We start from the raw sequence: 26,261 nt of genomic DNA, 5'->3' as shown, positions 1-26,261 counted from the left end.
TCACACCATAACGCGATGTATCGCGTTTCTCAATGCGCTTGCTCAAAGGAGCTCTCTCACGAGTGCCGCGACAGCCCTGGGCCCGGCGACCTCAGCCGACGACGGGGTAGCCGGCCCCGGCCGACGACGGGGTGCCCGCCTCGGCCACGGGGTAGCCCGCCTCAGCTGATGACGGTGTAGCCCGCCTCGCGCAGGGCCTGGTTGACCTCGGCGCAGTGCGCCGGGCCCTTCGTCTCCAGATGCAGCTCGACCTCCGCCTCCGTGAGCCCCAGCCGTGGGTCCGTCCGCACGTGGCTCACATCGAGGACGTTAGCGTCCACCACTGACAACACCCCGAGAAGCGTCGCCAGCGCACCCGGCCGGTCCGTCAGCCGCAGCCGGACGGCCAGGTAGCGGCCCTGCGCGGCCATGCCGTGCCGCAGCACCCGCTCCATCAGCACCGGGTCCACGTTCCCCCCGGACAGCACCGCCACCACCGGACCCTCGAAGGCGCCGGGCCGGCTCAGCAGCGCCGCCACCGGGCTGGCCCCGGCCGGCTCCACGACCAGCTTGGCCCGTTCCAGGCACAGCAGCAGCGCGGTGGACAGCTCGTCCTCGCTCACCGTCAAGACCTCGTCGACCAGCTCCCCGACGATCCCGAACGGCACGTCCCCCGGCCGCCCCACCTTGATCCCGTCGGCCATGGTGGACGGGTTGTCCACCGACACCGGACGCCCGGCCGCCAGCGAGGGCGGATAGGCCGCAGCGCCCTCCGCCTGCACCCCCACGATCCGCACGTCGGGCCGCAGCGCCTTCACGGCGACCGCGATCCCCGCGATCAGACCCCCGCCGCCGATCCCCACGACGATGGTGCGCACCTCCGGGCACTGTTCCAGGATCTCCAGGCCGACCGTGCCCTGGCCCGCGATGACGTCGGGGTGGTCGAACGGGTGGATGAACACCGCGCCCGTCTCCCGGGCGTACTCCGTGGCGGCGGCGAGCGTCTCGTCGACCACCTGCCCGTGCAGGCGGACCTCGGCGCCGTACTCCCGGGTGGCGCTGATCTTCGGCAGCGGGGCGCCCTTCGGCATGAACACCGTGGAACGCACCCCGAGCAGCGAGGACGCCAGCGCCACGCCCTGCGCGTGATTGCCGGCGCTGGCCGCCACCACACCGGCCGCACGCTCCTCGGGCAGCAGGCCGGCGATCCGCACATAGGCGCCGCGCAACTTGAACGAGCCGGTGCGCTGGAGGTTCTCGCACTTCAGGTGCACCGGGGCACCCACCAGCCGGGACAGCTGCCTGCTTCCCTCCATCGCGGTCGTCCGCGCCACGCCGGAGAGCATCTTCTGCGCACCTCGCACATCGTCGAGAGTGACGGTCCGCAAGGAGTCAGTTGCGCCGTAGCTCATGACACCAGCATCTCAGTTCACGGGCGCGGGCGACCGGTGTGACCATCTGGCGGACGTGGCTTTGCGCAGCGCCGGTACGGCCCGCCCTCCGGCCGCGTACTCTGTCCCCCAATCAGCAGCCTTCACGAAGTGAGCCCCCGGCCATGCCCACTACACCTGAAATGTCGATGGACATGACGAGCGTCGGTGACAACGGTCTCCTCGACACCCTCCAGCACGAGGTGGCGTTGTTCGCCCGCCGCGCCGAACAGACCCGGCTCGGCGGGGTCGGGCAGGTGCGCAATTCCATGGACCGCGCCGCCTACCTGCTGCTCAACCGTCTCGACAAAGAGGGCCCGATGGGGGTCAAGGCGCTCGCCGCGAGCATGGGCATCGACTCCTCCACGGTCACCCGGCAGGTCGCCCCGCTGGTGGACACCGGTCTGGTCAAGCGCACCTCGCACCCGGAGGACGGCCGCGCGGTCGTCCTTCAGCTGTCCCCGCGCGGCCAGACACGTCTGGAGGAGGTGCGCGCCTCCCGCCGCCGGCTGATGGCCGAGCTCACCCACGACTGGAGCCCTCAGGAGCGCGAGTCCTTCTGCACGCTCCTGACCCGCTTCAACGCGGCCCTGTCCGCGCGGATGTCGGCACAGGGGGTCCCGGCACCGGAGACCCGGCAGGACTCCTGAGCCGGACCGCGCTCCGGCACACCTCCCGAACCGGACCCGTACGCCGGGCACGCGCACCCCTTGACCCCGGCGGGCCCGGCTGGCTGATATGAGACCGGGTCCCCATGTGCGGGAGGCACGGTGCGACACGGGCAGGTGTCCCAGGAGGCCCGCCGGGGCCGCGAGTTCGAGGCGTTCGTCGCGGGTGCGGGCGGGCGGCTGCTGCACGCCGCCACGCTGCTCACCGCGGAGACGCCCGGGGACAACCCCCGCGCACGGCGCCTGCTCATCCACGCGCTGGCGCAGACGTACGCCGACTGGAACCGGCTGCGCGGCGAGGACCCCTACGACCGTGCCCGCCGCCATCTGGCCACCCGCTTCGCGCACCACGCCTGGCGGCATCAGCTCGGCGGCCTGCTGCATCCCCGTACGGACCCGTCGGGCCCGCTCGCCCGGCTCAGCCCGCAGGAACGGCTCGTCCTGGTGCTGCGGCTCTACGAAGGGGTCGCCGAGGAGCAGACGGCGGCGCTGCTGGGCCTGTCCACGGAGCGGGTGCGGGCCATCTGCCTGCGCGCGATCACCGCGGTCCTGCGCCCGCCGCCGGGACCCGCCCCGGCGGTCGGGGGTGTGAAGGCGGTGTCGTCATGAGCCGGGGCAGCCGTGAGGCGCTGGTGCGCCGGATGCTGGAGGAGGACTCGCCGGCCGCCGTGCCGCCCGGTCTGCACACCGAGGCTGTGCGGCTCGGGGCGCGCGTGCTGCGCCGCCGCACCGTCGCGCGGTGGGTGATGTGGGTGCTGCTGCTCGCGGCGGCCGTGGCCTTCACGGTGTGGGCCGCCACCGTGCAGCCGTGGGTGGAGCCGCCGTCGGAGACGACCCCACCCCTCACCGGCTGGTGAGCCGGGCGCAGCCCGCCCGGTGAGCCGGGCGCTACTTGCCCAGCGCCTGCTGCAGGTCCTCGAGCAGGTCGTCGACGTTCTCGATGCCCACGGACAGCCGCACCAGGTCGGCCGGCACCTCCAGCGCCGAGCCGGCCGCGGAGGCGTGCGTCATCCGGCCGGGGTGCTCGATCAGCGACTCCACACCGCCCAGCGACTCGCCGAGGGTGAAGACCCGGGCCCGGTTGCAGACCTCGACGGCCGCCTCCTCGCCGCCCTCCACGCGGAAGGAGACCATGCCCCCGAAGGACCGCATCTGCTTGGCGGCGACCTCGTGACCGGGGTGGTCGGGCAGCCCCGGGTACAGCACGCTGGTCACCCGCGGGTGCCGGGTGAGCATCTCGGCGACCCTGGCGGCGTTCTCGCTGTGCCGGTCCATGCGCACCGACAGCGTCTTGGTGCCGCGCAGCACCAGCCAGGAGTCGAACGGCCCGGCGACCGCGCCCATCGCGTTCTGGTGGAAGGCCAGCTCCTCGCCCAGCTCCGCGTCTGCCGTGATCAGCGCACCGCCGACCACGTCGGAGTGTCCGCCCATGTACTTGGTCAGGGAGTGCACGACGACGTCCGCACCGAGCGACAGCGGCTGCTGCAGATAGGGCGTGGCGAAGGTGTTGTCGACGACGAGGCGGGCGCCCGCGTCCCGGGCGATCTGGGCGACCGCCGCGATGTCGGTGATGCCGAGCAGCGGGTTGGACGGGGTCTCCACCCACACGATCCTGGTCCTGGGGGTGAGCGCCGCGCGCACGGCGGCCGGGTCCGAGGTGTCGGCCACCGACCACTCCACGCCCCAGCGGGCGACCACCTTCGCGAAGAGACGGAACGTGCCGCCGTAGGCGTCGTCGGGGATCACCACGTGGTCACCCGGGCTGAGCAGCGTACGCAACAGGCAGTCCTCGGCCGCCAGTCCGGACGCGAACGCAAGGCCGCGGCGGCCGCCCTCGAGGGCGGCGAGGTTCTCCTCCAGCGCGGTACGGGTCGGGTTGGCGCTGCGGCTGTACTCGTAGCCGCCGCGCAGGCCGCCGACGCCGTCCTGCTTGTAGGTGGACACCTGGTAGATCGGCGGGACGACCGCGCCCGTCAGGGGGTCGGCGGTGTTGCCCGCGTGGATCGCGAGCGTCTCGAAGTGCTGACTGATGTGCCTGTCGCTCATGGGGTCCGAGGGTAGTGCGCCGACGGGGCAGGCGCCCGGATCGGCCCCGGGGCGGGGGCCGGGGCGGTGCCGGGCGCGAGGAGGCCGGGCCGGCCGCCGGGCGGCGCGGGTGTCACGGCGGGCGGCTGCCGGGCGCGCCGCACCGGGCCGGGGAGGGAGTTTTCCACAGGTCCGGCACCCACGTTGGCCAAGTGTGGACGCGGTCTGGTTCGCTTGAGGCATGGAAATTCTGTGGGTGCTGATCGCGCTGGTCATGCTCAGCTTCGTGCTGCTTCCCGTGCTGCGTCGCCGGCGCGGCGCGGTCGGTCTGGTCACCCCCGACCACCCGGACGCGGCAGACCCCGCGAACTACGGCTTCATCCCCACCGAGGAGCTGGACATCCGGCTGCCCGGCCCCGACCAGGACCTGCTGGACGTCCTGGACGTGGTGCAGCGCACGCAGGACTACCGCGCGGCCCAGCAGCTGCTGGCGGGCACCGAGGCGGAGGGCGAGCTGCGCTGGCAGCGTGTGCAGGCCTTCGCCGGCGCCGCCTCGCTGGAGCTCCAGCAGCGGCCGGGCGGGGCGGACGGGGCGCCGGGCGGGCAGTGGCTGCGCGCCTGGCGGGCCGAGGCGCCCAAGGACGCGGGCGGAGCGGCCGTGCACGCCGAGTTCCTGGTGCAGCAGGCGTGGCGCACGGCGGCACCCGGGACGGACGAGTTCCGGATCATCATGGAGGAGGCCAAGGCGGCGTGCGGTGAGGCGGCGCTGCTGGCGCCGGGCGATCCGATCCCGTACATCGTCGAGCTCTCGGTGGCCCGCGGACTGGGCTACGAGCACAAGGACTTCGAGCAGCTCTGGCTGAAGATCCTGGACCGCGCGCCGAACCACATGGGTGCCCACCTGGCCGCCCTGCACTACTGGTGCGAGAAGTGGCACGGCTCGAAGCAGCTGGCCTACTCGTTCGCGGAGTCCGCGGCGGCGCGGGCCCCGGAGGGTTCGCTGCTGGCGGCGATGCCGTTGTTCGCGGTGTTCGAGCACCTGCCCGAGGTGAACCTGGTCAGCGGCTTCTACCAGAGCGAGGTCGTGACCAAGGCGATCCACGGCGCGCTGCACGCGGTGCACTCGGCCCGGCCCGACGATCCGATGCTGGCGCATGTGCGGCACATGCTGGTCTTCTTCCTGGTGCGCAGTGAGCGCTGGGCCGAGGCGATGAGCCAGCTGATACACGTCGACGGCCACGTCGGCGCCCTGCCGTGGACGCTGTCCCAGGACCCGGCCGCCGAGTTCGCGGTGTACCGGGCCCTGGCGGTGGCCGGGTACGAGGCGAACGGCGGCAGCCCGGCGACCCTCCCCCACTGACGGCTCCGGCGACCTGCCCGGACAGCTCGCCCGCCGACGTACCCGTCCATCCGCCGGGCCGCTCGCCGAGTCCCCCGCTGTCCGCCGCCGGGCCGTTGTCAGCGGCCGGTGCTTTGATGGGTTCCATGACCGGCAGCAGCGTCGCCGTCGAACGGCGGATGGCCGCACCCCCGCAGCGGGTGTGGGAGGCCTTGACCAACCTCAAGGGCATGGAACGCACGCTCAAGGGCGTCACCAAGGTGGAGGTGCTCACCCCGGGGCCCTTCGGCGTCGGCACGCGCTGGCGGGAGACCCGGCGCATGATGGGCAAGGAGGCCACCGAGGAGATGTGGGTCACGGCCTGCACTCCGGCCCAGCGCTACGTGGTGGAGGCCGAGTCCCACGGCATGCGCTACGTCTCCGAGTGGGACCTGCGCCCGGACGGCTCCTCGGCCACCACGGTCCGCATGACCTTCACGGGCACACCGACCGGCCGCCCGAACCTGCTGGCCCGGCTGCTCGGCAGGTTCGGCGCGGGCGCGGTGCGCAAGGCGATCGCCAAGGACCTGGACGACATCGCCGCCTCGGTGGAGCGGGCAGGAGTCTGACCGGCCGGACCTGCCCGGCTCCGGCCCACCCGGCGGCTGCCGGTCACCTCCCAGAGGGCTGTTTCTCCGCGGCCGGACCGGGCGAGTGGGAAGCGGTCGGCCGAGCCCGAACGGCGAGCGAACCGGCCGGGGTGACCGGGCAACCGAGCCCTGAGCGGTGCCCGAGGCGGTTCGGCCCTGACGCGGTGCCTCAACGGGCTGAGGCGGACGAGCCGGTCCCGGAAGCTGAGCCGGTCGAAGTGACCGAACCGGTCCCGGCGACCGCTCGACCACGAAGTCCTCCCAGGTCCGCTCGCCCAGCAGCGCGCCGTCCGGCGTCAGGTCGGCCCCGCCCGGTGGGCGCGGCCCCCTTTGCCCGGCAGCGGGAGCGGCAGGGCGGGGCGCGGGCGCCGGCCCAGCGCCCCGGCACAGGGGACGGCCAGTGAACGCTGGTCGTACAGCCGGGGCCTCGCCATGTCCGCGACCAGACCGGCCGGAGGTCCCATGGTTGCTGTCATGACCGCTCCTCGGGCCGGGTCCGCCGAGCGCGCGGAGTGCGTCGCTCGCCGGTATGACGGATCAGAGCAGCGAGATGTGAACGCGGCGGCCGTTGAGGGGTTCGATCCGACGCCGCCGGGATGCGCACGCTATCCCTTGAGCCCCTCGACGAAGGGCCCCCAGGCGCGGGCGGAGAGCATCAGCACGGGCCCGTCGGCGACCTTGGAATCCCGCACGGGGACGACACCGGGGACTCCGTCGGCCACCTCGAGGCAGTCACCCCCGTTTCCGTTGCTGTAGCTCGACTTGCGCCAGAGGCGGCGCCGGGAAAGTCACTGGCGATCTCCACGCAATCCCCGCCGTCGCCGTTGCTGTGGCTGCTCTTGCTCCAGAGCGCTTCACTCAGGTCGATCCGGTTGCTCGCCATGTCGGCAATCCTCTGCCGCAGCCTTGATCCTGGCCGGGGACGCCTCCGGTGACAGCGCGACGGCCCTGAGGCGATCGTACGACTTGCGGTACTGCCGTACGAGAGCTGGATCGTCGATGGTGTCGCCGCTGTACACCGAGCTGCTGACCAACGTCATCGACGACCTCGGCGAGGGCACTCGCGTCACCGTCCGCGTCGCCCCCACGGTCACCGGCCACACCCGTGTGGAGGTCACCGACCCGGACCCGCGCACACTGCCCGTCCTGACAGCAGCCACCGCCACGGACGAGTCCGGCCGCGGCCTCGCCCTGGTCGGCGCGACGGCGCTCCGCTGGGGCGTGGACCAGGGGACGGACCGGAAGACGGTCTGGTGCGAGTTGGGACCACCCTCTCTGTGAAGGATCGCCGGTCGCCCCTCCCCCGCACGCGCGCAGCGGCCCTCCCGGGGGACGAGCCGCCGGGAGGGCCGCGTGGTCAAGTGACCCCAGCAGCAGGGCTACTTGCCGTAGTACGCGTTGTAGATCGAGATCGTGGACTTGTTGTTCCTCTTGTCGGTGATCTTGGCGTGGAAGGAGACGGCCTTGCCCTTGGCCGGGTTCTTCACGGTGATCCTGCCCTTCTTCACCGGGATCTTCTTCCAGGTCTTGCCGTAGTCGTAGGAGACATGGACGGAGAGGGACTTGAGGTTCTTGCCGCGGGCGGAGCCCTCGACCTTGACCGGGAAGGTCGTCTTCCTGCCGGCCGGGACCCTGCTGTCGAGGCCCGTGGCCGCCTGGAAGCGGACCGTGGAGGCGGGGAGCTGGGCGAGGTCCGCGGGCTTCTTCGAGCGGAAGGTCCAGCTCGCGTCGATACGGGTGGAGGCGGCGGCGACCTTGACGCTGCGTTTCACCGATGTGGTCAGCCGGTAGGCGGCGTCACCGGACGGCACCGTGAACGCGGCCTCACCGAACAGCGGATCGTCGGTGGAGCCGACCTTCTTGCCGTTGCGGTAGAGGGTCGTGGTGGCCGAGGTGACCTGCGACTGACCGAAGTGGCCCTGACCGTCGGCGAACAGCGGGAGCCGCCCGTAGATCGTGTTGTCCTCCCGGAAGAGGCCGGAGTCGGCGTTCAGGCGGGGGCCGAAGACCGCCGTGTTGAAGGTCTTGGTGTACTTCTTCGCCGGCTTGAGGGTCCGCAGCTCCGTCTCGGAGTACTCGGCGTCCGGGACCGGATAACCCTCGTCGTCGCGGGCGCCGGAGTACTGCTGGAAGGCGAAGGCCCACCGGACCTTGTCCGAGGTGGACAGGTACTGGGTGCGCGTGGCGGGCAGCTTCTGCTCGACTCCCCCGCCCACCACCCAGTCGTCGGCGAACTCGCCGAACGCGGTGACCGCACCGGTCTTGCCCGCGGTCGGCGCGCCGAGGCGGTGCTTGACCGTGGCGAGTTCGCCGGCCTTGTAGTGCTTGACCTTGTGGCCCTGGATCTTCTTCACCCGGGCGCTGGCCGCCACGATGTAGTCGGCGGAGGCGTCCTTGGTCCAGTGGCCGCTCCAGGTCTGGGTGAGGCCCGTGACCTGGGGGCCGAGGTGGGCCAGCCGCAGCTCGGCGAAGGAGGCGGCGTCGTAGCCGTTGATCAGGCCGCCGTCCCCGGCGTGGAGCACATAGCTGATCGACGCGGAGCGGGGCTTGGCCTTCGCGTCGGGCACGGTGATGTCCGCGGCCCTGGTCTTGCGGGCGTCGATCGTCACGGTCGTCTTCCTGGTGACGGCCAGCTTCGGCTGGATCGTCCAGTCCAGGCCCCGCCCGGCCGTCTCCGGGTCCTTCTTGATCACGGAGTCGAGGGCGTAGGTGCCCTTGGGCAGACGCAGCGTGGTCGTGCCCTTCTCGGTGGGCGGCACCTGGAACTGCCGGCCGTGGCCAAGGCCCGCGTAGCCGAACAGTGAGGTGAAGTGGTCGGCGGGCGCGCGGCCGTCCCGGCCGATGTGCCGGAACGTGACGTCGTAGGACTCGACCTCCCGCATGACGTGGGCGGCGGTGCGCACGCTCTGGCCCCCGCCCGTGGCGCTCACCACCGCCGCGTACGCGCCGTCGAGCTTGCCGCCGAGCCTGGTGTTCACCGTGAGACCGACGGAGGCCTCACCGCCGGCCGGGACCTTCAGCGTCTTCGCGCCCAGGCGGAAGAACCCGGCCGGGGCGGCCTTGCCCTTCGGGCCGGTCGCGGACGCCGTCAGCTTCAGGGTGACGTCCTTGGTGCCGGAGTTGCGGTAGGTGAGCTTCTTAGTGACGGGCCTGTCGTCGGTGTGCGGCCACTGCTGGACGCCGAAGCCCAGCGAGACCGGCTCGGCGACCACGGTCTGCCTGACCGCCTTGTCGATCTGCACGCGGCCGGTGCCCTGCTGGAACGGCGTGTACCTCCCTCCCTTGGCGGACGCGACGAGTGCGGCCTTCAGCTCCGTCGCCCGCCACTGCGGGTGCTGCTGCTTGAGGATCGCCGCGGCGCCCGCGACATGCGGGGTCGCCATCGACGTACCGGAGATCGTCATGTAGCCGGCCGGCTTCTCGCCCTCCTCCCGGGCGATGGCGTTGCCCCGGGCGGAGGCGGCCGTGATGTCCACGCCGGGGGCGGTCACGTCCGGCTTGGCGGCTCCGTCGCCGAGGCGCGGTCCGGTGGAGGAGAAGTCGGCGAGCCTGTCCTTGCCGTCGACGGCGCCGACGGTGAGGGCCGCGTCGGCGGTGCCGGGCGAACCGAGCGACTCGGGGCCGGAGTTGCCGGCCGCGACGGCGAACAGGACGCCCTTCTCGGCGGTGAGCCGGTCAACCGCCGCCTCCAGCGGGTCGATGTCGGGCGAGTCGGGACCGCCCAGGCTCATGTTGATCACATCGGCGCCCTGCTGGACCGCCCACTCCATGCCGGCCAGGATCTCCGAGTCGTCGCCGAAGCCGTCGTCGTCGAGCACCTTGCCGTTGAGGATCTTCGCACCGGGGGCCACGCCCTTGTACCTCCCGCCGGACCTGGCGCCGCTGCCGGCCGCGATCGAGGCGACATGCGTGCCGTGACCGACCTTGTCACCGGCGTTCGGGGAGGAGGTGAAGTTCCTGGCGGCGATCACCTTGTTCTTCAGATCGGGGTGCTTGGCGTCCACCCCGGTGTCCAGGACTGCGATCTTCACGCCCTTGCCGTCGTACCCGGCGGACCACGCCTTGGGCGTGCCGATCTGCCCGACCGAGGTGTCGAGGTGGGCCTTGCGGACCCCGTCCAGCCAGACACGGTCGATGCCGGAGGCGGTCCGGTCGCCGTCGGTGACCGCCTTCCACAGTTCGGACGTGTCCCGGTGCGGGGTCTGCACGGCGTCGGCGTTGAGAGTCTTCAGGGTGCGGCGCAGGGTGCCGGCGTCCCGCACCTCCGCCTTCGCCGACCGCGCCCCGCCCTTGTACCCGACGATGACCTTGAGACCCCGCTTGTGGGCGCCGCGGACCGCGGCCCTGGTCAGCTCCGTGACGTCGAAGAGCCGCCGGTCCAGCTTGCCGCTGAGGACGAGACGGACGACGTCCGTGGGCATCACATAGGTGTGGCCGCCCACCCGGCGGATCTGGACGGGTATGCGTTCGCGTCCCTCGGCGCGTTCCACGCCGACGACGCGGCCCTTGGCGTCGACGGCGACCCGGTCGCCCGTGATGAGCGTGACGCGGTGCTTGACGACCCCCGTCGAGACGGCGCCTTGCCGCTGCGCGCCGGCCCGCCGCTGCGCCTCGCCGGCCCCGTCGGCCGGGCCGGTCGCCGACGCGGGCCCGGCCATCCCCACCAGCAGCGCCACGGCCGCCGCGGTGGCGGCCGCGCGTGGTCTGTTCACTTGTCTGCGCACGTATCCCCCTGGCGAATGACCCGGGTGGAGTCCCCTCACCCGGCCGGGGGTGGTCTCGTACGCCTGCGCGCACCCCCCGGATCACGCAGTATCGCCAGGGGTGATCAAGCGCCTCAAGGGCTGTGGACAATGTCGCCAAGTCGCCGGTCGGCCGCAACGCGGTCGCCGCAACTCCGTTACGCAATCGCCGGGTTGGGGCTCTGCTGCCAGTCGTTCCGGGGTATGCGGCTGACGGCGCGTCGGAGGTCCGCAACGTCTTTCCGGCGTGCCCCTGACGGTGGGTCGGCCATGCGAACCGCCGCCCGCCCTTCACGGGCGGACGGCGGTTCAGGGAGACCGGGAGGGGCCTGGCGTCAGACGGCGGAGCCCGCCTTCCACTGCTCCCAGCTCATGTTCCAGCCGTTGAGGCCGTTGTCCGGGGCGATGGTCTTGTCGCCGGTGTTCTGCACGACGACCACGTCGCCGATGAGCGAGTTGTTGTAGAACCAGGCGCCCGGCGTGTTCGGGTCGTTGGCGCCCTTGACGTCCTGCAGGCCCACACAGCCGTGGCTGGTGTTGACGTTGCCGAAGATGGACTTGGCGCCCCAGTAGTTGCCGTGGATGAAGGTGCCGGAGGTGCTCAGGCGCATGGCGTGCGGCACGTCCTTGATGTCGTACTCGCCCTCGCCGTCGTCGTCGGTGAAGCCGACGGTCGCGCCGTTCATCCGGGTCTCCTTGAACTTCTCGGAGATCACCATCTGGCCCTCGTACGTCTTGTTCTCGGGCGAGCCGGCGGAGATCGGGATGGTCCGGATGGTCTTGCCGTCCCGCGTGACCCTCATCTGCTTGGTCTTGGCGTCGACGTAGGAGACCTGGTTCCGGCCGATCTTGAAGGTGACCGTCTTCTGCTGCACGCCGTAGACGCCCTCGGCGCCCTCGACCCCGTCGAGCGCCAGCTTGAGGGTCACGGTGGAGCCCTCCTGCCAGTACTGCTCCGGGCGGCAGTCCATGCGGTTGGCGTTGAACCAGTGGCAGGCGACCTCCTGACCGCTGGTGCTGGTGACGGTGATCCCCTTCTGCACCGCGGCCTTGTTGGTGATCGCCTTGTCGAAGTTGATCGACACCGGCATGCCGACACCGACCGTGGTGCCGTCGTCCGGGGTGAAGGTGCCGATGAAGCTGTTGGCCGGGGACACGGTGGTGAACGAGGCGTTCTCGTGGGCGGCGCGGCCCTCGGAGTCCTCGGCGGTGACCGACAGCTTGTAGGTGGTGGCGCGCTCCAGCTGGACGGAGGGCTTCCAGCTCTTCTTGTCCGCCGATATCTGCCCCTCGACGGGCTTGCCGTCGGCGGTGGTCAGCTTCACCTCGGTGAGCGTGCCCTTGGCCACGGTCACCGTGGCCGCCTTGTTGATGGAGGCGTTGGTCGAGCCGTCCTTCGGCGTGATCTTGATCTGTGCCTCGGAGGACTTCTTGGCGGCGGCCTCGTCGACCTGGGACTGCGAGTCGCCGTTCCCCCCGTCGCCGGAGCCCTTGTCGTCGCCGCCGGAGCAGCCCGAGAGCACCAGCACTCCGCCGAGCAGAGCGGACGCGGCCATCAGACCCCTGCGCCGCTTACCGTCCGTCATCACACGCTTCTCCATCGTTGCCGATTCCCCAGGTCCCCCGCGGGCCTCCCGTCCCGGTGCACGCCCGGCCCGAGAAGACCCCGCCATAACGTTCAACGCTACGACCGATTGATCCCGTTCCCCACGGCCCGTGGGTGTGGGGCTCACCACGTCCGCCGTGGCGGACGGTGCGGCAGTCGGTCCGCGCGCCGCTAGAGACGTCGTGTGCCCGGCGGCGGTTGCCGCCACGGGTCACGATTTCCCCAACCGGCCGGCGGACCGCCGCGCCGCCGTCACCGCGGGCGAAGGTCCGGGCCTCACTCATGGCCGTCCCGGAGCCGTCGGACTCCTGTCAGCCGTCCTGTCGCTTCGGACGTCCGTCCCGTCAGTCGTCGTAGGGCTCGTCGCCGCCATCATCCTCGCCGAGATCCCACTCCGGCGAGTCCGGGTCGTAGTCGATCCGCTCGCTCGTCCAGGAAGCCTGCTGCAGTTCCACCCCCGGTACCTCGCCCACCAGATCCAACGGGTCCACCAGATAGGCGAGGGCCTCGGCCGTGTCCTCCGTCACAGCGCTCTGGGCATGCGCCCGCTCCGCCTCCGGCATGCCCTCGTCCTCGGCGATCCTGCGCAGCGCGGCCTCGGTCACCGCGCCCTCGTCGTCGATCTGGAGCACGACCTCGAGGCGAATGCGGACAAACCCTGACGTCTCTGGAGTAGTCATGCCCGGAGCGTACGGCCGGAGGCTCCCGTGACTTTCCTGTGACCCGCGACTTTCACTAACATCGCCCCACACGGCCAATTCGCCAGCGCCACAAGGGGATCGATATTCCGTGTCATCCGCCGCCCGTCCGTTGCTGACCGCCACCGCCGCGGGCACCCTGCTGTGCGCCCTGTGGTTCGTCCCGTCCGCCAACGCGACCTCGGAATCCGCGGAGCCGGCGGCCACGACCAGCCCCTCGCCGCAGGTCACCGAGCAGGGCCGAGCGGCGTCCGCCCCCTTGAACAGCGCCGAGGAGGCCGGGGCCGGGCAGAGCGGCACCGACCGGGAGGACGCCCGCCTCGCCGCGACGGGCTCCTTCGACAGCACCCCGTACATACTCGGCGGCACGTCCTTCCTCGCCTTCGGCGCGGCCTTCGTCACCTACTCGATCCGCCGCGAACGCCTCGACTCCTAGCCCCCGCGCGCCCCGCGCCCCGCTCAACTCTCCCGGCTGACGCGCCCCGCGTACTTCCCTGGCCCGTGCGCCCGAACCACCCCGGCTCACGCGCCCCGTACAACTCGCATCCGCCGACCGGCAGTACGCCTCCCCCTTGACCACCGCCGGCCCCCTTGACGACCGCCGGCCCCCTTGACGACCGCCGGACACCCCCCTGACGACCGCCGGGGCCCCGCGGACCCCGCCGCGAGACCCCGGTACGGCGGACGACGGGGCATCACCTCACCGCAGCGGCCCGGTGACCTTCTCCACGGCCGCGATCAGACGCCCCTCCCGGACGAACGCCTCCGCCGCGGCGAGATCCGGCGCCAGATAGCGGTCCGGCCCCGGACCCGCGACCCCCGCCTCCCGCACGGCCTCGATGACGGCCCGCGTCGCGGGCGCGGGCGTGAGGCCCTCGCGCAGCTCCACCGCCCGGGTGGCCGCGTACAGCTCCACCGCGATGACCCGCGCCAGATCACCGACCGCCGTACGCAGCTTGCGCGCCGCCGACCAGCCCATGGACACGTGGTCCTCCTGCATCGCGGAGGACGGGATGGAGTCCGCCGACGCGGGCACGGCCAGCCGCTTCATCTCGCTCACCAGCGCGGCCTGCGTGTACTGGGCGATCATCAACCCGGAGTCCACACCGGCGTCGTCGGCGAGGAACGGCGGCAGTCCGTGACTGCGGTTCTTGTCCAGCAGCCGGTCGGTGCGGCGCTCGGTGATGGAGGCGAGGTCGGCGGCGGCGACGGCGAGGAAGTCCAGCACATAGGCGACCGGGGCGCCGTGGAAGTTGCCGTTGGACTCCACCCGGCCGTCGGGCAGCACCACCGGATTGTCGACGGCGGAGGCCAGTTCGCGCTCGGCGACCGTGCGGGCGTGCGCCATGGTGTCCCGTCCGGCGCCCGCCACCTGCGGGGCGCAGCGCACGGAGTAGGCGTCCTGGACCCGGGGGGCGTCGTCCTGGTGATGCCCCGTCAGCCCCGAACCCTTCAGCACGGCCAGCATGTTGGCGGCGCTCGCGGCCTGGCCGGGGTGCGGGCGGATGGCGTGCAGCTCGGGGGCGAGGACCTTGTCGGTGCCGAGCAGCGCCTCGAGGGTGAGGGCGGCGGTGACGTCGGCGGACTTGTACAGGGTCTCCAGGTCGGCGAGGGCCATGACCAGCATGCCGAGCATGCCGTCGGTGCCGTTGAGCAGGGCGAGGCCCTCCTTCTCGCGCAGCTCGACGGGTTGGATGCCGTGCTCGGCCAGCAGTTCGGCGGCGGGCCGCACGGTGCCGTCGGGTCCCTCCGCCTCGCCCTCGCCCATCAGCGTCAGGGCGCAGTGGGACAGCGGGGCCAGGTCGCCGGAGCAGCCGAGGGAGCCGTACTCGTGCACGACCGGGGTGATGCCGGCGTTCAGCACATCGGCCATGGTCTGCGCGACCTCGGGCCGTACGCCGGTGTGCCCGGAGCAGACGGTCTTCAGCCGGAGGAACATCAGGGCCCGTACGACCTCGCGCTCCACCCGGGGACCCATGCCGGCGGCGTGCGAGCGGACGATGTTGCGCTGCAGCTGAGCGCGCAGTCCGGGGCTGATGTGCCGGGTCGCCAGGGCGCCGAAGCCGGTGCTCACCCCGTAGACCGGGTCCGGCTTGGCGGCCAGCGCGTCCACGATCTCCCGGGACGCGGCGAGCGCTGCCACCGCCTCGGCCGACAGTTCGATGCGGGCACCGCCGCGCGCCACGGCGAGCACGTCGGACGCGGTCACGCCGGACGTCCCCACCACCACAGTGTGCATATCCATATTCAGGAGCGTACGCAGTGAATTCCAAACTGTCACCACTGGGAGCGGGGTTCACCCCTTACCGATCCGGTCGCACGGCCCCGTCAGGGCGCGTGGCGTCCGCGGAAGCGCCGCCGCTCCCCGTCGCCCGCCTCGCCCACCGGCTCGTCCGCGAGCCGCACCACGGGATCGTCGGGGCCCTCCCGTCCGGCCACCACCGGATGGTCCAGGCGCTGCGCCTTGGCCCGGTACTGCGCCGCGTCGGCCAGCCGGAACAGCCTGCGCGCCGAGTGCACCGGTCCGATCGGATCCCCCGTGGACGCCACGCCACAGGCCACCCCGTCCCCGAGTCCCAGCTCGACGGCCCTGCGGCACACCTGGTCGGCCGCCTTGACCACCTCGTCCGCCGGCGGGCCCACCGCGAGCAGACAGAACTCGTCCCCGCCGAGCCGCGCCGCCAGCGCGCCCGGCAGCGTGGCCCCGCACAGCGACAGCACGGTCCCGAAACGCTCCAGGAGCCGGTCCCCCACGGCATGCCCGAGCGTGTCGTTCACCCGCTTCAGCCCGTTGACGTCGCACACCACCAGGCTGACCACGGTGCCGTCGCGCCGGTGCCGCTCGATGGCCTCGTCCAGCCGCGCGTCCACGGCCCGCCGGTTGGCCAGCCCGGTCAGTGCATCGGTGAACGCCAGCCGCCGGGCCTCCTCCAGCCGCTCCGTCTGCGCGATGCCCGCCGCCACCACGGCCGCGAGAACCGTCGCGAAATCCGCATCGCTCCGCCTGAAGACGGGCGCACCGACCGGCCGGGCCACATACAGCTCCCCCCAGGCCCGCCCGTGCAGCACGATCGGGGCCACCACGCAGCAGCCCCGGCCCCGGCGGCGGAGCGCGGCCACTCTCTGATGGCAGTAGCCCTGCCGTCCGGCCGCCGTCCCCTCGGCCGTCTCCACCCAGGCGTCCGGCTCACCGCCGCCGGCCCACCGCTCGTGCAGGAACTCGGTGATCTCGGCGAACTGATGCACCGGGTAGGACTCGTCCTCGGGGAACTCCTCCTCCCCCTCGGCCAGCTCACCGACGTTCACCAGGACACGCAGCCGGCCGAGCTCCCGCTCCCACACGGAGAGGGCGGCGAAGCTGCCGCCGAGGGCGCGGCGGGCGCCGGTGGCCGCCGCCTTCCAGGCCTCCCGCGCGTTCTGCGCCGCGGCCATGCTCTGGGCCAGCGCCACCACCGCCGTCAGCCGGCTGTCCTCACCCATTCCTCCAGGCTAGGGAGGTTTACGCAGGAAAGGGGCTCAAATCGGGCGAAAGGGTCGCATGCCACCGCCTGCCGAACTCCGTCACTCACCAGGCCACTGCGGCTTCCGCTTCTCGTTGAAGGCCGCCACACCCTCCGCCCGGTCCCCGGAGAAGGCCACCGAGCGCCAGGCGGCGTCCTCGATCTCCAGCCCGGCCGGCAGGTCGATCCCGTGCCCGAGGCGCAGGGCCCGCTTGGCGGCACGCAGGCCCACCGGCGAATTCGCGGCCATCCGCGCGGCCAGGCTCAGGGCCTCCTCCCGGTCCCGGCCCTCCTCCACCAGCTGATCCACGAGACCCAGCTCACGGGCCTCCTGCGCCTCCACTCTCCGCGCGGTGAAGATCAGCTCGGCCGCCCGCGCGGCCCCCACCCGCCGCGGCAGCAACTGCGTACCGCCACCGCCCGGGATCACCCCCACGGAGACCTCGGGCAGCCCCACCACCGCCGTACGGTCCGCCACGATCACATCGCAGGACAGGGCCAGCTCGAAGCCGCCGCCCAGCGCGAACCCGTGCACCGCCGCCACCGTCGGCATCGGCAGCTCCAGCACACCCGTGTACGCACTCCGCGCCACCGGCCGCTGGCGCACCAGATCGGCGTCGCTGAACGAGTTCCGCTCCTTCAGGTCCGCACCCACGCAGAACGCCCGCTCGTGCGAGGAGGTCAGCACCACCACCCGCACCCCGCGGTCCGCGCCCAGCGCCGCACACGCCCCGGCGATGGACCGGGCCATCTCGGTCGACACGGCGTTCATGGCCTTGGGCCGGTCGAGGACCAGCTCCGCGACATGCCCCTCCTCATGCCGCCGCACCAGCACGAACTCCCCGAACCGCTCCTCGCTCATGACACCCTCCGGTTAACGTGTGTTAACAAGTTTGCCGTTCCGATCATCGCAGGCCGCGTCCGCCGGGAAAAGGGCGTACGCCCGGTTCCCCGATCACCCCCCGTCCACCCGTTCGAGTGACGTCGGACGACTCCCGGCCCCACCGCCCCGCCGAAGGCCTAGCGTGCGCAGCACGGCGGGCGCACTCGGGGGCGCGTTCGCAGGGGAGGGGATCGCGATGACCACGGACACACCACAGCGCACGACCCAGCGTCCACCCGTGCGCCTCCGCTTCACCACCCGCATCCGCGGCCGCCACCGCCGGCCCCGCCACCGCAAGGCCCTGGTGGCCGCGGGCGGCCTGGCGCTGGCCATGGGCGCGATGAGCGTCGTACGCCTGGCCACCACCCCCGGCCCCGCGGACACCGCCATCGGGGCCACCCCCGTCACCCCCGCGGTGACCCTCAGCCCCTCCGCGGCCCCCTCGTCGTCCCCGGACCGCCCCGGCACACCCCGCCCCGCCCGGCCACGCCCGACCTCCCCCACCGCCCTGGGCGCCAAGGACTCCACACCACTCCCGGAAGCCACCGAACCGAAGCAGCGCGCCTCAGCGCCCCCGCCCGGCACAACCCCGCCCTCCGGCCCGGACACGCCTGCGCCCGCATCCCCCACGCACCCGGCACCACCCCAGGACCGCCGCCCGGCCCCGGGACCCCCTGCCCCGCCTCACGCCCCGTCGACGCCTCCACCACCACCCACCGACGACACACCCGGAACCGGCGGAGACGGCAGCCGAGGGCTCTGCGTACCGCTGCTCGGCCTCTGCCTGGGCGGCGGCCTGGGACTCGACCTCGGACTCGGAGGCTAGGAGGCCGACGAAGGCGGGGCGGAGTCGCGACGGGTGAGCAGCCAGGGCTCCACCACACCCAGACCGCGCACCGGACGCTGCCACATCGGCTGCAGGGCGAACCGGTACGCCGGCGGCTCCTCCCCCTCCTTCTCCGCGGCAGCCGCCGCCTCCGCCGCGGCCGCCTCGGAGGCGGGGGCGTCACCGGTACGGATCAGCTCCTCGGCGAACGCGGTGTCCACCAGGACGGCGTCCCGGGGAGCTATCGAGGTGAGCCGGGAGGCCAGGTTCACCGTCGTACCGAACACATCGCCCATACGGGTGGTCACGGTGCCGAAGGCCATCCCGACCCGCAGCTCCGGCATGGTCTCGTCGTTCGCCATCGTCTCGATCAGGCGGAGCGCGATCTCGGCAGCCGTCCCCGCGTCGTCGGCGGCGTACAGCACCTCGTCGCCCAGCGTCTTGATGAGCCGGCCGCCGCGAGCCGCCACCAGGTCGGCGGCCGTGGTCTCGAAGGCCTCGACCAGCTCGCCCAGCTCCTCCTCCTCCATCCGCCGGGTGAGGCGGGTGAAGCCCACGAGGTCGGCGAAGCCGACGGCCAGGCGGCGGTCCACCATCTCCTCGTCGTCGGCTCCCTGCACCACGCGGCCGGCCGAGGCGGCGAGCTGGCGGCGCCAGACGTAGACCAGGAACTCCTCCAGCTCGGGCAGGAGCAGCTCGACGATCGGGTAGGTCACCTCGGTGCGGGTCATGCCCGGCTCGGGCGGCTCGGTCAGGCCCTCGAGGAAGGAATCGATCTGCCACTCGGCCAGGCGGGCGGTGGTCTGGCCGGTGGAGCGGGCGACCTGTACGGCCATGGCCTCGCTCAGCAGGCCCGCCTCCACGAGACCGGCGAGACGCCGCAGGGCGAGTACGTCGGCTTCGGTGAGGGCCTTGGCCTGGCCGACGTCGGCGAAGCCCATGGCTCGCCAGAAGCGGGTGGCGAGTTCCATGGTGACGCCGGCGCTGCGGGCCGCCTGGAACGGGGTGTAACGGCGCTCGGCGCCCAGAATGAGCTGTTCGAGGCGCAGAGCGAGCGGATCCTCACCGGTGTCGGCGCCCTGCGCGTCCGTGCCGGAACCCGAGTCGTCGACGGTCACGCGTTGCTGCCCTTCCGATCTGCCACGGCCATGTATCGACCGGCCATAACTCTACGGCAGGTGTGCGCCAGCTCACTCGGTCCGGGCGAGCAGGGGTGAGGCACGGGGGTGCACGTGCCTCTCGGGGTTGCGCGTATCCGCGCATCGCCGGCGCCGGCTCGCATCCGGGCTGCGCCCCGCAGAGGCCCGCCCTCAGCCGGCCGGGCGCAAGTGGACGATGTCACCGGCGCCCACCGGTTCGCGGAGGCCCTCGCGGGTGGCGAGGACGAGGCGGCCGTCGGAGTCGATGGCGACGGCCTCGCCCACCACGGACCGCTCCCCCGGCAGCTCCGCCCGCACCCTGCGCCCCAGCGTCGCGCACCCCGCCGCGTACGCCTCCTGCAGCCGGCACAGCCCCGCGTCGCCCCCGGCCGCCCGCCACCGCCCGTACCAGTCGTCCAGCGACCGCAGCACCCCGCGCAGCAGCGTCTCCCGGTCCGTGCTCACCGCCCCCGCCAGCGCCAGCGACCCCGCCGTCGGCACCGGCAGCTCCGCCTCCCGCAGCGTGACGTTGATCCCGACGCCGATCACCACACCGCCGTCACCGGCCCGCTCCAGCAGGATCCCGCCCGCCTTGCGCTCCTCTCCCCCCACCTTCACCAGCAGGTCGTTGGGCCACTTCAGCGCCGTGTCCACCCCGGCCGCCCGCGACAGCCCCGCCGCCACCGCGACCCCGGTCAGCAGCGGCAGCCACCCCCACCGCTCCACCGGCACACCCTCCCCGGGCCTCAGCAGCACGGAGAAGAACAGCCCGGACCGCGCCGGCGCGCTCCACTGCCGGTCGAGGCGCCCCCGCCCCGCCGTCTGCTCCTCGGCGACGAGCACGGCCCCTTCGCCGGCCTCCCCCTTCAGCGCCCGCTCCACCAGATCCGAGTTCGTCGACCCCGTGCGCTGCACCACGTCCACCTCGGACCACAGGCTCCCCTCCCGCACCAGCCCCCGCCGCAGCGCGGCCACGTTCAGCGGAGGCCGGTCGAGATCGGACCAGGGACTGCTGTTCTCTGCTGCATCTCGCGGCGTCATGCAAGCCACGATAGGTGTGGCAAAGACCGCACTGCCGATGTCAAGGCACCCCACTACGCTACGGATGAGTAACCGTCCCCCCTTTTGAGCAGGCAGGGAGCCGCATCCCGATGTCCGAGCCGGAAGAGCAGCAGCCTGACATTCACACGACCGCGGGCAAGCTCGCGGATCTGCAGCGCCGTATCGAAGAGGCGACGCACGCCGGCTCCGCACGCGCCGTCGAGAAGCAGCACGCCAAGGGCAAGCTGACGGCCCGTGAGCGGATCGACCTCCTGCTCGACGAGGGCTCCTTCGTCGAACTGGACGAGTTCGCCCGGCACCGCTCCACCAACTTCGGCCTCGACGCCAACCGCCCCTACGGCGACGGCGTCGTCACCGGCTACGGCACCGTCGACGGCCGCCCCGTCGCCGTCTTCTCCCAGGACTTCACCGTCTTCGGCGGAGCCCTCGGCGAGGTCTACGGCCAGAAGATCGTCAAGGTCATGGACTTCGCGCTGAAGACCGGCTGCCCGGTCATCGGCATCAACGACTCCGGCGGCGCCCGCATCCAGGAGGGCGTCGCATCGCTCGGTGCGTACGGCGAGATCTTCCGCCGCAACACCCACGCCTCCGGTGTGATCCCGCAGATCAGCCTGATCGTCGGCCCCTGCGCGGGCGGCGCGGTCTACTCCCCGGCGATCACCGACTTCACGATCATGGTCGACCAGACCAGCCACATGTTCATCACCGGCCCCGACGTCATCAAGACCGTCACCGGCGAGGACGTCGGCTTCGAGGAGCTCGGCGGCGCCCGCACCCACAACACCGCCTCCGGCGTCGCCCACCACATGGCCGGCGACGAGAAGGACGCGATCGAGTACGTCAAGCAGCTTCTGAGCTACCTGCCGTCGAACAACCTCTCCGAGCCCCCGTCCTTCCCGGAGGAGGCCGACCTCACGGTCACCGACGAGGACCTGGAGCTGGACACGATCGTCCCGGACTCGGCGAACCAGCCCTACGACATGCACTCCGTCATCGAGCACGTCCTCGACGACGCCGAGTTCTTCGAGACCCAGCCGATGTTCGCCCCGAACATCGTCACCGGCTTCGGCCGCGTCGAGGGCCACCCGGTCGGCATCGTGGCGAACCAGCCGATGCAGTTCGCCGGCTGCCTGGACATCCAGGCCTCGGAGAAGGCCGCCCGCTTCGTGCGCACCTGCGACGCCTTCAACATCCCGGTGCTGACCTTCGTCGACGTCCCCGGCTTCCTGCCCGGGGTCGACCAGGAGCACGACGGCATCATCCGGCGCGGCGCCAAGCTGATCTACGCCTACGCCGAGGCGACGGTCCCGCTGATCACCGTGATCACCCGCAAGGCGTTCGGCGGCGCCTACGACGTCATGGGCTCCAAGCACCTGGGCGCCGACCTCAACCTGGCCTGGCCCACCGCCCAGATCGCCGTGATGGGCGCGCAGGGCGCGGTCAACATCCTGCACCGCCGCACCATCGCCGAGGCGGACGACCCCGAGGCGACCCGCGCCCGGCTGATGCAGGAGTACGAGGACACCCTCCTCAACCCCTACGTCGCCGCCGAGCGCGGTTACGTCGACGCGGTGATCATGCCGTCCGAGACCCGCCGCCACATCGTCCGGGGCCTGCGTCAGCTACGGACCAAGCGGGAATCCCTGCCCCCGAAGAAGCACGGCAACATCCCCCTGTAAGGACCCAAGGAGCCGTTGTGACGATCAAGGTCGTACGGGGCAACCCGACACCGGAGGAGCTCGCCGCCGCCCTGGCGGTGGTGAGGGCCCGCGCCGCGGCGGCCTCCGCCGAGCCGTCCGGCGCGCCCGCTCCTCGCGACGCGTGGTCCGACCCCTCCCGGATCGCGGCGGGCCATCTGCCGCAGCCGGGCCCGGCGTCCTGGACCCGCACGTACTGGCCGGCCTGACCGCCAGCCGCGGGGCGGGGCGCACGGCGCCCCGCCCCGCGAACACCGCGCATCCGGTGAGAACGCCGTGCGAGGGCCCTCCGCGGCCGGTGATTTGAGTACGCCTACTCAGGCGCCCCGCACCCCCGAAGCCGCAGGCTGGGTGCATGCTGTGGTCCGACCCCGAGAACGAACCGCCCGAGGAACTGCGCAACACGCAGGCGATGCTGCGGCGGCTCGGCGTTCTCATGGCGTTGGCCATGGTGCTGACCATGCTGGTGATCGGCGTGAGGTGAGGCATCCGGGGGACGCCGATACGCTGACCGCATGACTGATCAGCCGCGCCGCCGCCTCGTGCTCGCCTCCGCCTCGCCCGCCCGGCTGGGACTGCTCCGCCAGGCCGGACTCGACCCCGAGGTGGTCGTCAGCGGAGTCGACGAGGACGCCGTCACCGCCCCCACCCCGGCCGAGCTGGCGCTCGCCCTGGCCGAGGCGAAGGCCTCGGTGGTCGCCGCCAGGCCCGAGGTCAAGGGCGCCATCGTGATCGGCTGCGACTCGGTGCTCGAGCTGGACGGACAGGCCCTCGGCAAGCCCGCCGACGCCGAGGAGGCCACCGCGCGCTGGAAGTCCATGCGGGGACGGGCCGGTGTCCTGCAGACCGGCCACTGCGTCTACGAGACCCTCAGCGGCCGCTACGCCTCCGCCACCGCCTCCACCGTGGTCCGCTTCGGCGAGCCCACGGACGAGGAGATCGCCGCCTATGTCGCCTCCGGCGAACCGCTGCACGTCGCCGGGGCGTTCACCCTGGACGGCCGCTCGGCCCCGTTCATCGACGGCATCGACGGCGACCACGGCAATGTGATCGGCATCAGCCTGCCGCTGGTGCGCAGGCTGATGGCCGAGGTGGGCGTCGGCATCACCGAGCTGTGGGCGCCGCCGGAGGAGTGACCGGCGAGCCGTCCCCGGCCCTGCCGTCGTCCGTGCCGCCCGGACCGCCCGTGCTGCCGCCGGCGCCGCCCCCGGGGACCGCGTCGGCGGGCCCCGCGGGCTGCTGGGGACGGTCGTAGGTCATCAGCAGCAGCACGATGAGCCCCAGCATCACCACCATGAACAGGAACTCGGCCGGGCCGAGCAGCCCCCAGGCGAAGGCGCCCAGCAGGCCGTGCACCACCGCCGCGCTGATCAGCAGCACCCGGCCGAGCCCGGCGGGCGCACGGTCGCGCAGCGCCACCAGCAGGGCCACCAGGCCGCACAGGGCGAAGTAGAGCCCGAAGACGACCCCGCCGATCTTCGAGGACACCGACATCATGTCCGGGTCCAGACCGGCCAGCGACATGTCCTGACGGTCGACGACGACCCCGAGGAACCAGTTCACGGCGGCGATGCCGAGCGCCTCGGCGAACAGCACGACCGCCACGATCCACGCCACCGGTCTGCGTACCACCGGTCCCCACCCACTTCCGAGCACGACTGTGGTTACCCCGAGTATGTTCGGGCCGACCCGCACGCTACTAACGGGTAAACCTGGGGACAAGGGTTCCTGCGCGGGCAAAGAACCATTGGGCCATTCGTAGGGACTCCACAAAGAAACGGAGTGGGCCGCAGCACGCCCTCACAGAGACCTTGACCACACGGGGCGGCTAGGGTTTGCCGAGGGAGTCCTGCGTACCCGTGGTGCGACAAGGGATTTCGCGGGTCGAGCGAGCCTCGAATCACGCTCCGTGTGGGCAAGCTCACCATTGGGGACGGGTCGAAGTGCCGTGTCGGCAGTCCCTAAACTCGGCTTGTTTCAAGGAGGGAGCCTCAATCGTGCGCAAGGTGCTCATCGCCAACCGTGGCGAAATCGCTGTCCGCGTCGCCCGGGCCTGCCGGGACGCCGGGATCGCGAGCGTGGCCGTCTACGCGGACCCGGACCGGGACGCTCTGCATGTCCGCGCCGCGGATGAGGCGTTCGCCCTGGGCGGTGACACCCCCGGGACCAGTTACCTCGACATGGACAAGGTGCTGAAGGCGGCACGTGAGTCGGGCGCGGACGCGATCCACCCCGGCTACGGGTTCCTGTCCGAGAACGCGGACTTTGCCCAGGCGGTCATCGACGCGGGGCTGATCTGGATCGGCCCGCCGCCGCAGGCGATCCGCGATCTGGGTGACAAGGTCGCGGCGCGGCACATCGCCCAGCGGGCCGGCGCCCCGCTGGTCGCCGGCACGCCCGACCCGGTCTCGGGCGCCGAGGAGGTCGTGGCCTTCGCCGAGCAGCACGGGCTCCCCATCGCGATCAAGGCTGCGTTCGGCGGCGGTGGCCGCGGTCTGAAGGTCGCGCGCACGCTCGAAGAGGTTCCCGAGCTGTACGACTCCGCGGTGCGTGAGGCCGTGGCCGCGTTCGGGCGCGGCGAGTGCTTCGTGGAGCGGTACCTGGACAAGCCGCGGCACGTGGAGACGCAGTGCCTGGCCGACAAGCACGGCAATGTGGTCGTGGTCTCCACGCGTGACTGCTCGCTGCAGCGGCGGCACCAGAAGCTGGTCGAGGAGGCGCCGGCGCCGTTCCTCTCCGATGAGCAGGTGGCCGAGCTGTACCGGGCGTCCAAGGCCATCCTGAAGGAGGCCGGCTACGTCGGTGCCGGCACCGTGGAGTTCCTGGTCGGCTCGGACGGCACGATCTCCTTCCTCGAGGTCAACACGCGGCTGCAGGTCGAGCACCCGGTGACGGAGGAGGTCACGGGGATCGACCTGGTGCGGGAGATGTTCCGCATCGCCGACGGCGAGGAGCTGGGGTACGACGACCCGCCGGTGCGGGGGCACTCCATCGAGTTCCGCATCAACGGTGAGGACCCGGGGCGCAACTTCCTGCCGGCGCCGGGGACGGTCACGAAGTTCGCTCCGCCGTCGGGGCCGGGTGTGCGGCTCGACGCGGGTGTGGAGTCCGGCAGTGTGATCGGGCCTGCCTGGGACTCGCTGCTGGCGAAGCTGATCGTGACCGGGCGTACCCGTGAGGAGGCGCTGCAGCGGGCGTCGCGGGCGCTGGCGGAGTTCCAGATCGAGGGCATGGCCACGGCCATCCCGTTCCACCGGGCGGTCGTGAAGGACCCGGCGTTCGCGCCGGAGCTGACGGGGTCCGACGAGCCGTTCACGGTGCACACGCGGTGGATCGAGACGGAGTTCGTCAACGAGATCCAGCCGTTCGCCGCGCCCGCGGAGGCGGCGGTGGAGGACGAGCCGGGCCGGGAGACGGTGGTCGTCGAGGTCGGCGGCAAGCGCCTGGAGGTCTCGCTGCCGGCGTCCCTGGGCATGTCGCTCGCGCGGACGGGCCTGGCTGCCGGTGCCAAGCCGAAGCGCCGGGCGGCGAAGAAGTCCGGTCCGGTCGCCTCGGGTGACACGCTGGCGTCGCCGATGCAGGGCACCATCGTGAAGGTCGCCGTGGAGGAGGGCCAGGAGGTCAAGGAAGGTGACCTGGTCGTCGTCCTCGAGGCGATGAAGATGGAGCAGCCGCTGAACGCCCACAAGTCCGGCACGATCAAGGGCCTGAACGCAACGGTGGGCGCGTCGGTGACGTCCGGTGCGGCCATCTGCGAGATCAAGGACTGACCTGGCCCTGGCCCGGGCCTCGGCCCTGCCCCCGCCTGGCCGCACAGCTTGCGGCCGGGCGGGGGTCCGCGTTTCACGGCCCGGTGGCGGCGCGCTCGATGGCTCGGCTGCGGCCCGGTGGCGGTGCGCGTTCGGTTGTGCCTGAGGCCCACAGCCCGGTGAGAGTGCGGCTCTCGACTGTGCCTGCCGCCCACAGCCCGGTGAGAGTGCGGCTCTCGACTGTGCCTGCCGCCCACAGCCCGGTGGGAATGCGGCTCTCGACTGTGCC

Annotated in this window: 27 protein-coding genes and 1 pseudogene; 13 read left to right on the top strand and 15 right to left on the bottom strand. The window is 72.2% G+C overall.

The features are described from left to right. Positions 1-161 precede the first annotated feature (161 nt). On the bottom strand, positions 162-1,391 hold the full coding sequence (gene ilvA / locus HCJ93_RS24685) for a threonine ammonia-lyase (protein WP_167998011.1): 1,230 nt from the start codon (positions 1,389-1,391) through the stop codon (positions 162-164). A 161-nt stretch (positions 1,392-1,552) separates the two neighbouring features. Here ilvA and HCJ93_RS24680 point away from each other — a divergent pair, with 161 nt between their 5' ends. The 3 genes from HCJ93_RS24680 (at position 1,553) to HCJ93_RS24670 (ending at position 2,934) form a co-directional block, all read left to right on the top strand. Beyond that, entirely contained in the window at positions 1,553-2,059 is a 507-nt protein-coding gene (locus tag HCJ93_RS24680; protein WP_206317914.1) for a MarR family winged helix-turn-helix transcriptional regulator, read from the top strand. Positions 2,060-2,179: 120 nt separating this feature from the next. Next, positions 2,180-2,686, top strand: coding sequence for a sigma factor-like helix-turn-helix DNA-binding protein (locus HCJ93_RS24675; protein WP_167998009.1), 507 nt, complete (start codon positions 2,180-2,182; stop codon positions 2,684-2,686). Next, on the top strand, positions 2,683-2,934 hold the full coding sequence (locus HCJ93_RS24670) for a hypothetical protein (RefSeq protein WP_167998008.1): 252 nt from the start codon (positions 2,683-2,685) through the stop codon (positions 2,932-2,934). Before HCJ93_RS24675 ends, HCJ93_RS24670 begins: the two co-directional genes overlap by 4 nt. A gap of 31 nt (positions 2,935-2,965) precedes the next feature. Here the strand turns inward: HCJ93_RS24670 and HCJ93_RS24665 are convergent, their stop codons facing one another. After that, entirely contained in the window at positions 2,966-4,123 is a 1,158-nt protein-coding gene (locus HCJ93_RS24665) for a cystathionine gamma-synthase (RefSeq protein WP_167998007.1), read from the bottom strand. 220 nt (positions 4,124-4,343) lie between these two features. Between HCJ93_RS24665 and HCJ93_RS24660 the strand changes: the two genes are divergently transcribed. Both HCJ93_RS24660 and HCJ93_RS24655 read left to right on the top strand, forming a co-directional pair. Then, on the top strand, positions 4,344-5,462 hold the full coding sequence (locus tag HCJ93_RS24660) for a hypothetical protein (protein ID WP_167998006.1): 1,119 nt from the start codon (positions 4,344-4,346) through the stop codon (positions 5,460-5,462). 125 nt (positions 5,463-5,587) lie between these two features. Next, positions 5,588-6,049, top strand: a complete 462-nt coding sequence (locus HCJ93_RS24655) for an SRPBCC family protein (protein WP_167998005.1) — start codon at positions 5,588-5,590, stop codon at positions 6,047-6,049. A 317-nt stretch (positions 6,050-6,366) separates the two neighbouring features. Here HCJ93_RS24655 and HCJ93_RS24650 read toward each other — a convergent pair whose 3' ends face one another. The 4 genes and pseudogenes from HCJ93_RS24650 to HCJ93_RS29660 form a co-directional block, all read right to left on the bottom strand. Beyond that, positions 6,367-6,546: a hypothetical protein gene (locus tag HCJ93_RS24650; RefSeq protein ID WP_167997990.1), complete on the bottom strand. Its 180-nt coding sequence runs from the start codon at positions 6,544-6,546 to the stop codon at positions 6,367-6,369. A gap of 129 nt (positions 6,547-6,675) precedes the next feature. After that, positions 6,676-6,792, bottom strand: coding sequence for a DUF397 domain-containing protein (locus tag HCJ93_RS30265; protein WP_373563613.1), 117 nt, complete (start codon positions 6,790-6,792; stop codon positions 6,676-6,678). A gap of 89 nt (positions 6,793-6,881) precedes the next feature. Continuing rightward, positions 6,882-6,953, bottom strand: a pseudogene (locus tag HCJ93_RS30260) (DUF397 domain-containing protein); the annotation flags it as partial. Beyond that, the gene (locus HCJ93_RS29660) at positions 6,925-7,131 is read right to left on the bottom strand and encodes a Scr1 family TA system antitoxin-like transcriptional regulator (protein WP_373563612.1); all 207 of its coding nucleotides are present in this window, start codon (positions 7,129-7,131) and stop codon (positions 6,925-6,927) included. The pseudogene HCJ93_RS30260 and the gene HCJ93_RS29660, both read right to left, overlap by 29 nt. Here HCJ93_RS29660 and HCJ93_RS24635 point away from each other — a divergent pair. Then, positions 7,037-7,351, top strand: coding sequence for an ATP-binding protein (locus tag HCJ93_RS24635; protein ID WP_373563611.1), 315 nt, complete (start codon positions 7,037-7,039; stop codon positions 7,349-7,351). The two genes, HCJ93_RS29660 and HCJ93_RS24635, sit on opposite strands and share 95 nt — an antisense overlap. A gap of 98 nt (positions 7,352-7,449) precedes the next feature. On the opposite strand, the gene HCJ93_RS24630 is transcribed toward HCJ93_RS24635, so the two are convergent. The 3 genes from HCJ93_RS24630 to HCJ93_RS24620 all read right to left on the bottom strand — a co-directional run bounded on the left by HCJ93_RS24630 (position 7,450) and on the right by HCJ93_RS24620 (position 13,098). Next, the gene (locus tag HCJ93_RS24630) at positions 7,450-10,728 is read right to left on the bottom strand and encodes a S8 family peptidase (RefSeq protein ID WP_167998042.1); all 3,279 of its coding nucleotides are present in this window, start codon (positions 10,726-10,728) and stop codon (positions 7,450-7,452) included. Between the two features lie 419 nt (positions 10,729-11,147). Then, positions 11,148-12,398, bottom strand: coding sequence for a L,D-transpeptidase (locus HCJ93_RS24625; RefSeq protein ID WP_167998003.1), 1,251 nt, complete (start codon positions 12,396-12,398; stop codon positions 11,148-11,150). Positions 12,399-12,762: 364 nt separating this feature from the next. Continuing rightward, entirely contained in the window at positions 12,763-13,098 is a 336-nt protein-coding gene (locus HCJ93_RS24620) for a hypothetical protein (RefSeq protein WP_167998002.1), read from the bottom strand. A gap of 109 nt (positions 13,099-13,207) precedes the next feature. On the opposite strand from HCJ93_RS24620, the gene HCJ93_RS24615 reads away from it, so the two are divergent. After that, positions 13,208-13,552 (top strand): hypothetical protein, encoded by a 345-nt coding sequence (locus tag HCJ93_RS24615; RefSeq protein WP_167998001.1) that lies wholly within the window; start codon positions 13,208-13,210, stop codon positions 13,550-13,552. Positions 13,553-13,816: 264 nt separating this feature from the next. Here HCJ93_RS24615 and hutH read toward each other — a convergent pair whose 3' ends face one another. The 3 genes from hutH to HCJ93_RS24600 all read right to left on the bottom strand — a co-directional run bounded on the left by hutH (position 13,817) and on the right by HCJ93_RS24600 (position 17,478). Further along, positions 13,817-15,355 (bottom strand): histidine ammonia-lyase, encoded by a 1,539-nt coding sequence (hutH, locus tag HCJ93_RS24610; RefSeq protein WP_167998041.1) that lies wholly within the window; start codon positions 15,353-15,355, stop codon positions 13,817-13,819. A gap of 89 nt (positions 15,356-15,444) precedes the next feature. After that, the gene (locus tag HCJ93_RS24605) at positions 15,445-16,596 is read right to left on the bottom strand and encodes a GGDEF domain-containing protein (protein ID WP_167998000.1); all 1,152 of its coding nucleotides are present in this window, start codon (positions 16,594-16,596) and stop codon (positions 15,445-15,447) included. Between the two features lie 81 nt (positions 16,597-16,677). Further along, a complete protein-coding gene (locus HCJ93_RS24600; RefSeq protein ID WP_167997999.1) occupies positions 16,678-17,478 on the bottom strand; it encodes an enoyl-CoA hydratase/isomerase family protein in 801 nt (266 codons plus the stop codon). A 217-nt stretch (positions 17,479-17,695) separates the two neighbouring features. On the opposite strand from HCJ93_RS24600, the gene HCJ93_RS29920 reads away from it, so the two are divergent. Next, a complete protein-coding gene (locus HCJ93_RS29920; protein WP_167997998.1) occupies positions 17,696-18,325 on the top strand; it encodes a hypothetical protein in 630 nt (209 codons plus the stop codon). Here the strand turns inward: HCJ93_RS29920 and HCJ93_RS24590 are convergent. Together HCJ93_RS24590 and HCJ93_RS24585 are read right to left on the bottom strand one after the other, a co-directional pair. After that, positions 18,322-19,443: an adenylate/guanylate cyclase domain-containing protein gene (locus HCJ93_RS24590; protein ID WP_167997997.1), complete on the bottom strand. Its 1,122-nt coding sequence runs from the start codon at positions 19,441-19,443 to the stop codon at positions 18,322-18,324. The genes HCJ93_RS29920 and HCJ93_RS24590 overlap by 4 nt on opposite strands. A 192-nt stretch (positions 19,444-19,635) precedes the next feature. Next, positions 19,636-20,505 (bottom strand): biotin--[acetyl-CoA-carboxylase] ligase, encoded by an 870-nt coding sequence (locus HCJ93_RS24585; protein ID WP_167997996.1) that lies wholly within the window; start codon positions 20,503-20,505, stop codon positions 19,636-19,638. 110 nt (positions 20,506-20,615) lie between these two features. Here HCJ93_RS24585 and HCJ93_RS24580 point away from each other — a divergent pair, with 110 nt between their 5' ends. The 4 genes from HCJ93_RS24580 to HCJ93_RS24570 all read left to right on the top strand — a co-directional run bounded on the left by HCJ93_RS24580 (position 20,616) and on the right by HCJ93_RS24570 (position 23,359). Further along, a complete protein-coding gene (locus HCJ93_RS24580) occupies positions 20,616-22,205 on the top strand; it encodes an acyl-CoA carboxylase subunit beta (RefSeq protein WP_167997995.1) in 1,590 nt (529 codons plus the stop codon). Positions 22,206-22,222: 17 nt separating this feature from the next. Further along, positions 22,223-22,432 carry an acyl-CoA carboxylase epsilon subunit gene (locus tag HCJ93_RS24575; RefSeq protein WP_167997994.1) on the top strand — a complete coding sequence of 70 codons (210 nt, stop codon included), beginning with the start codon at positions 22,223-22,225 and terminating at the stop codon, positions 22,430-22,432. Between the two features lie 146 nt (positions 22,433-22,578). After that, positions 22,579-22,707, top strand: a complete 129-nt coding sequence (mmpB, locus tag HCJ93_RS29915) for a morphogenic membrane protein MmpB (protein ID WP_277350767.1) — start codon at positions 22,579-22,581, stop codon at positions 22,705-22,707. Between the two features lie 31 nt (positions 22,708-22,738). Further along, positions 22,739-23,359 carry a Maf family protein gene (locus tag HCJ93_RS24570; protein WP_167997993.1) on the top strand — a complete coding sequence of 207 codons (621 nt, stop codon included), beginning with the start codon at positions 22,739-22,741 and terminating at the stop codon, positions 23,357-23,359. On the opposite strand, the gene HCJ93_RS24565 is transcribed toward HCJ93_RS24570, so the two are convergent. After that, a complete protein-coding gene (locus HCJ93_RS24565) occupies positions 23,328-23,855 on the bottom strand; it encodes a hypothetical protein (protein WP_167997992.1) in 528 nt (175 codons plus the stop codon). The two genes, HCJ93_RS24570 and HCJ93_RS24565, sit on opposite strands and share 32 nt — an antisense overlap. A gap of 365 nt (positions 23,856-24,220) precedes the next feature. On the opposite strand from HCJ93_RS24565, the gene HCJ93_RS24560 reads away from it, so the two are divergent. Beyond that, on the top strand, positions 24,221-25,993 hold the full coding sequence (locus tag HCJ93_RS24560; protein ID WP_167997991.1) for an acetyl/propionyl/methylcrotonyl-CoA carboxylase subunit alpha: 1,773 nt from the start codon (positions 24,221-24,223) through the stop codon (positions 25,991-25,993). The last annotated feature ends 268 nt before the right edge of the window (positions 25,994-26,261 follow it).

It is taken from the genome of Streptomyces composti (genome assembly GCF_012034205.1).
GTDB classification, from domain to species: Bacteria; Actinomycetota; Actinomycetes; order Streptomycetales; family Streptomycetaceae; genus Streptomyces; species Streptomyces composti.
This window is presented reverse-complemented; position numbering and strand designations above follow the sequence as displayed.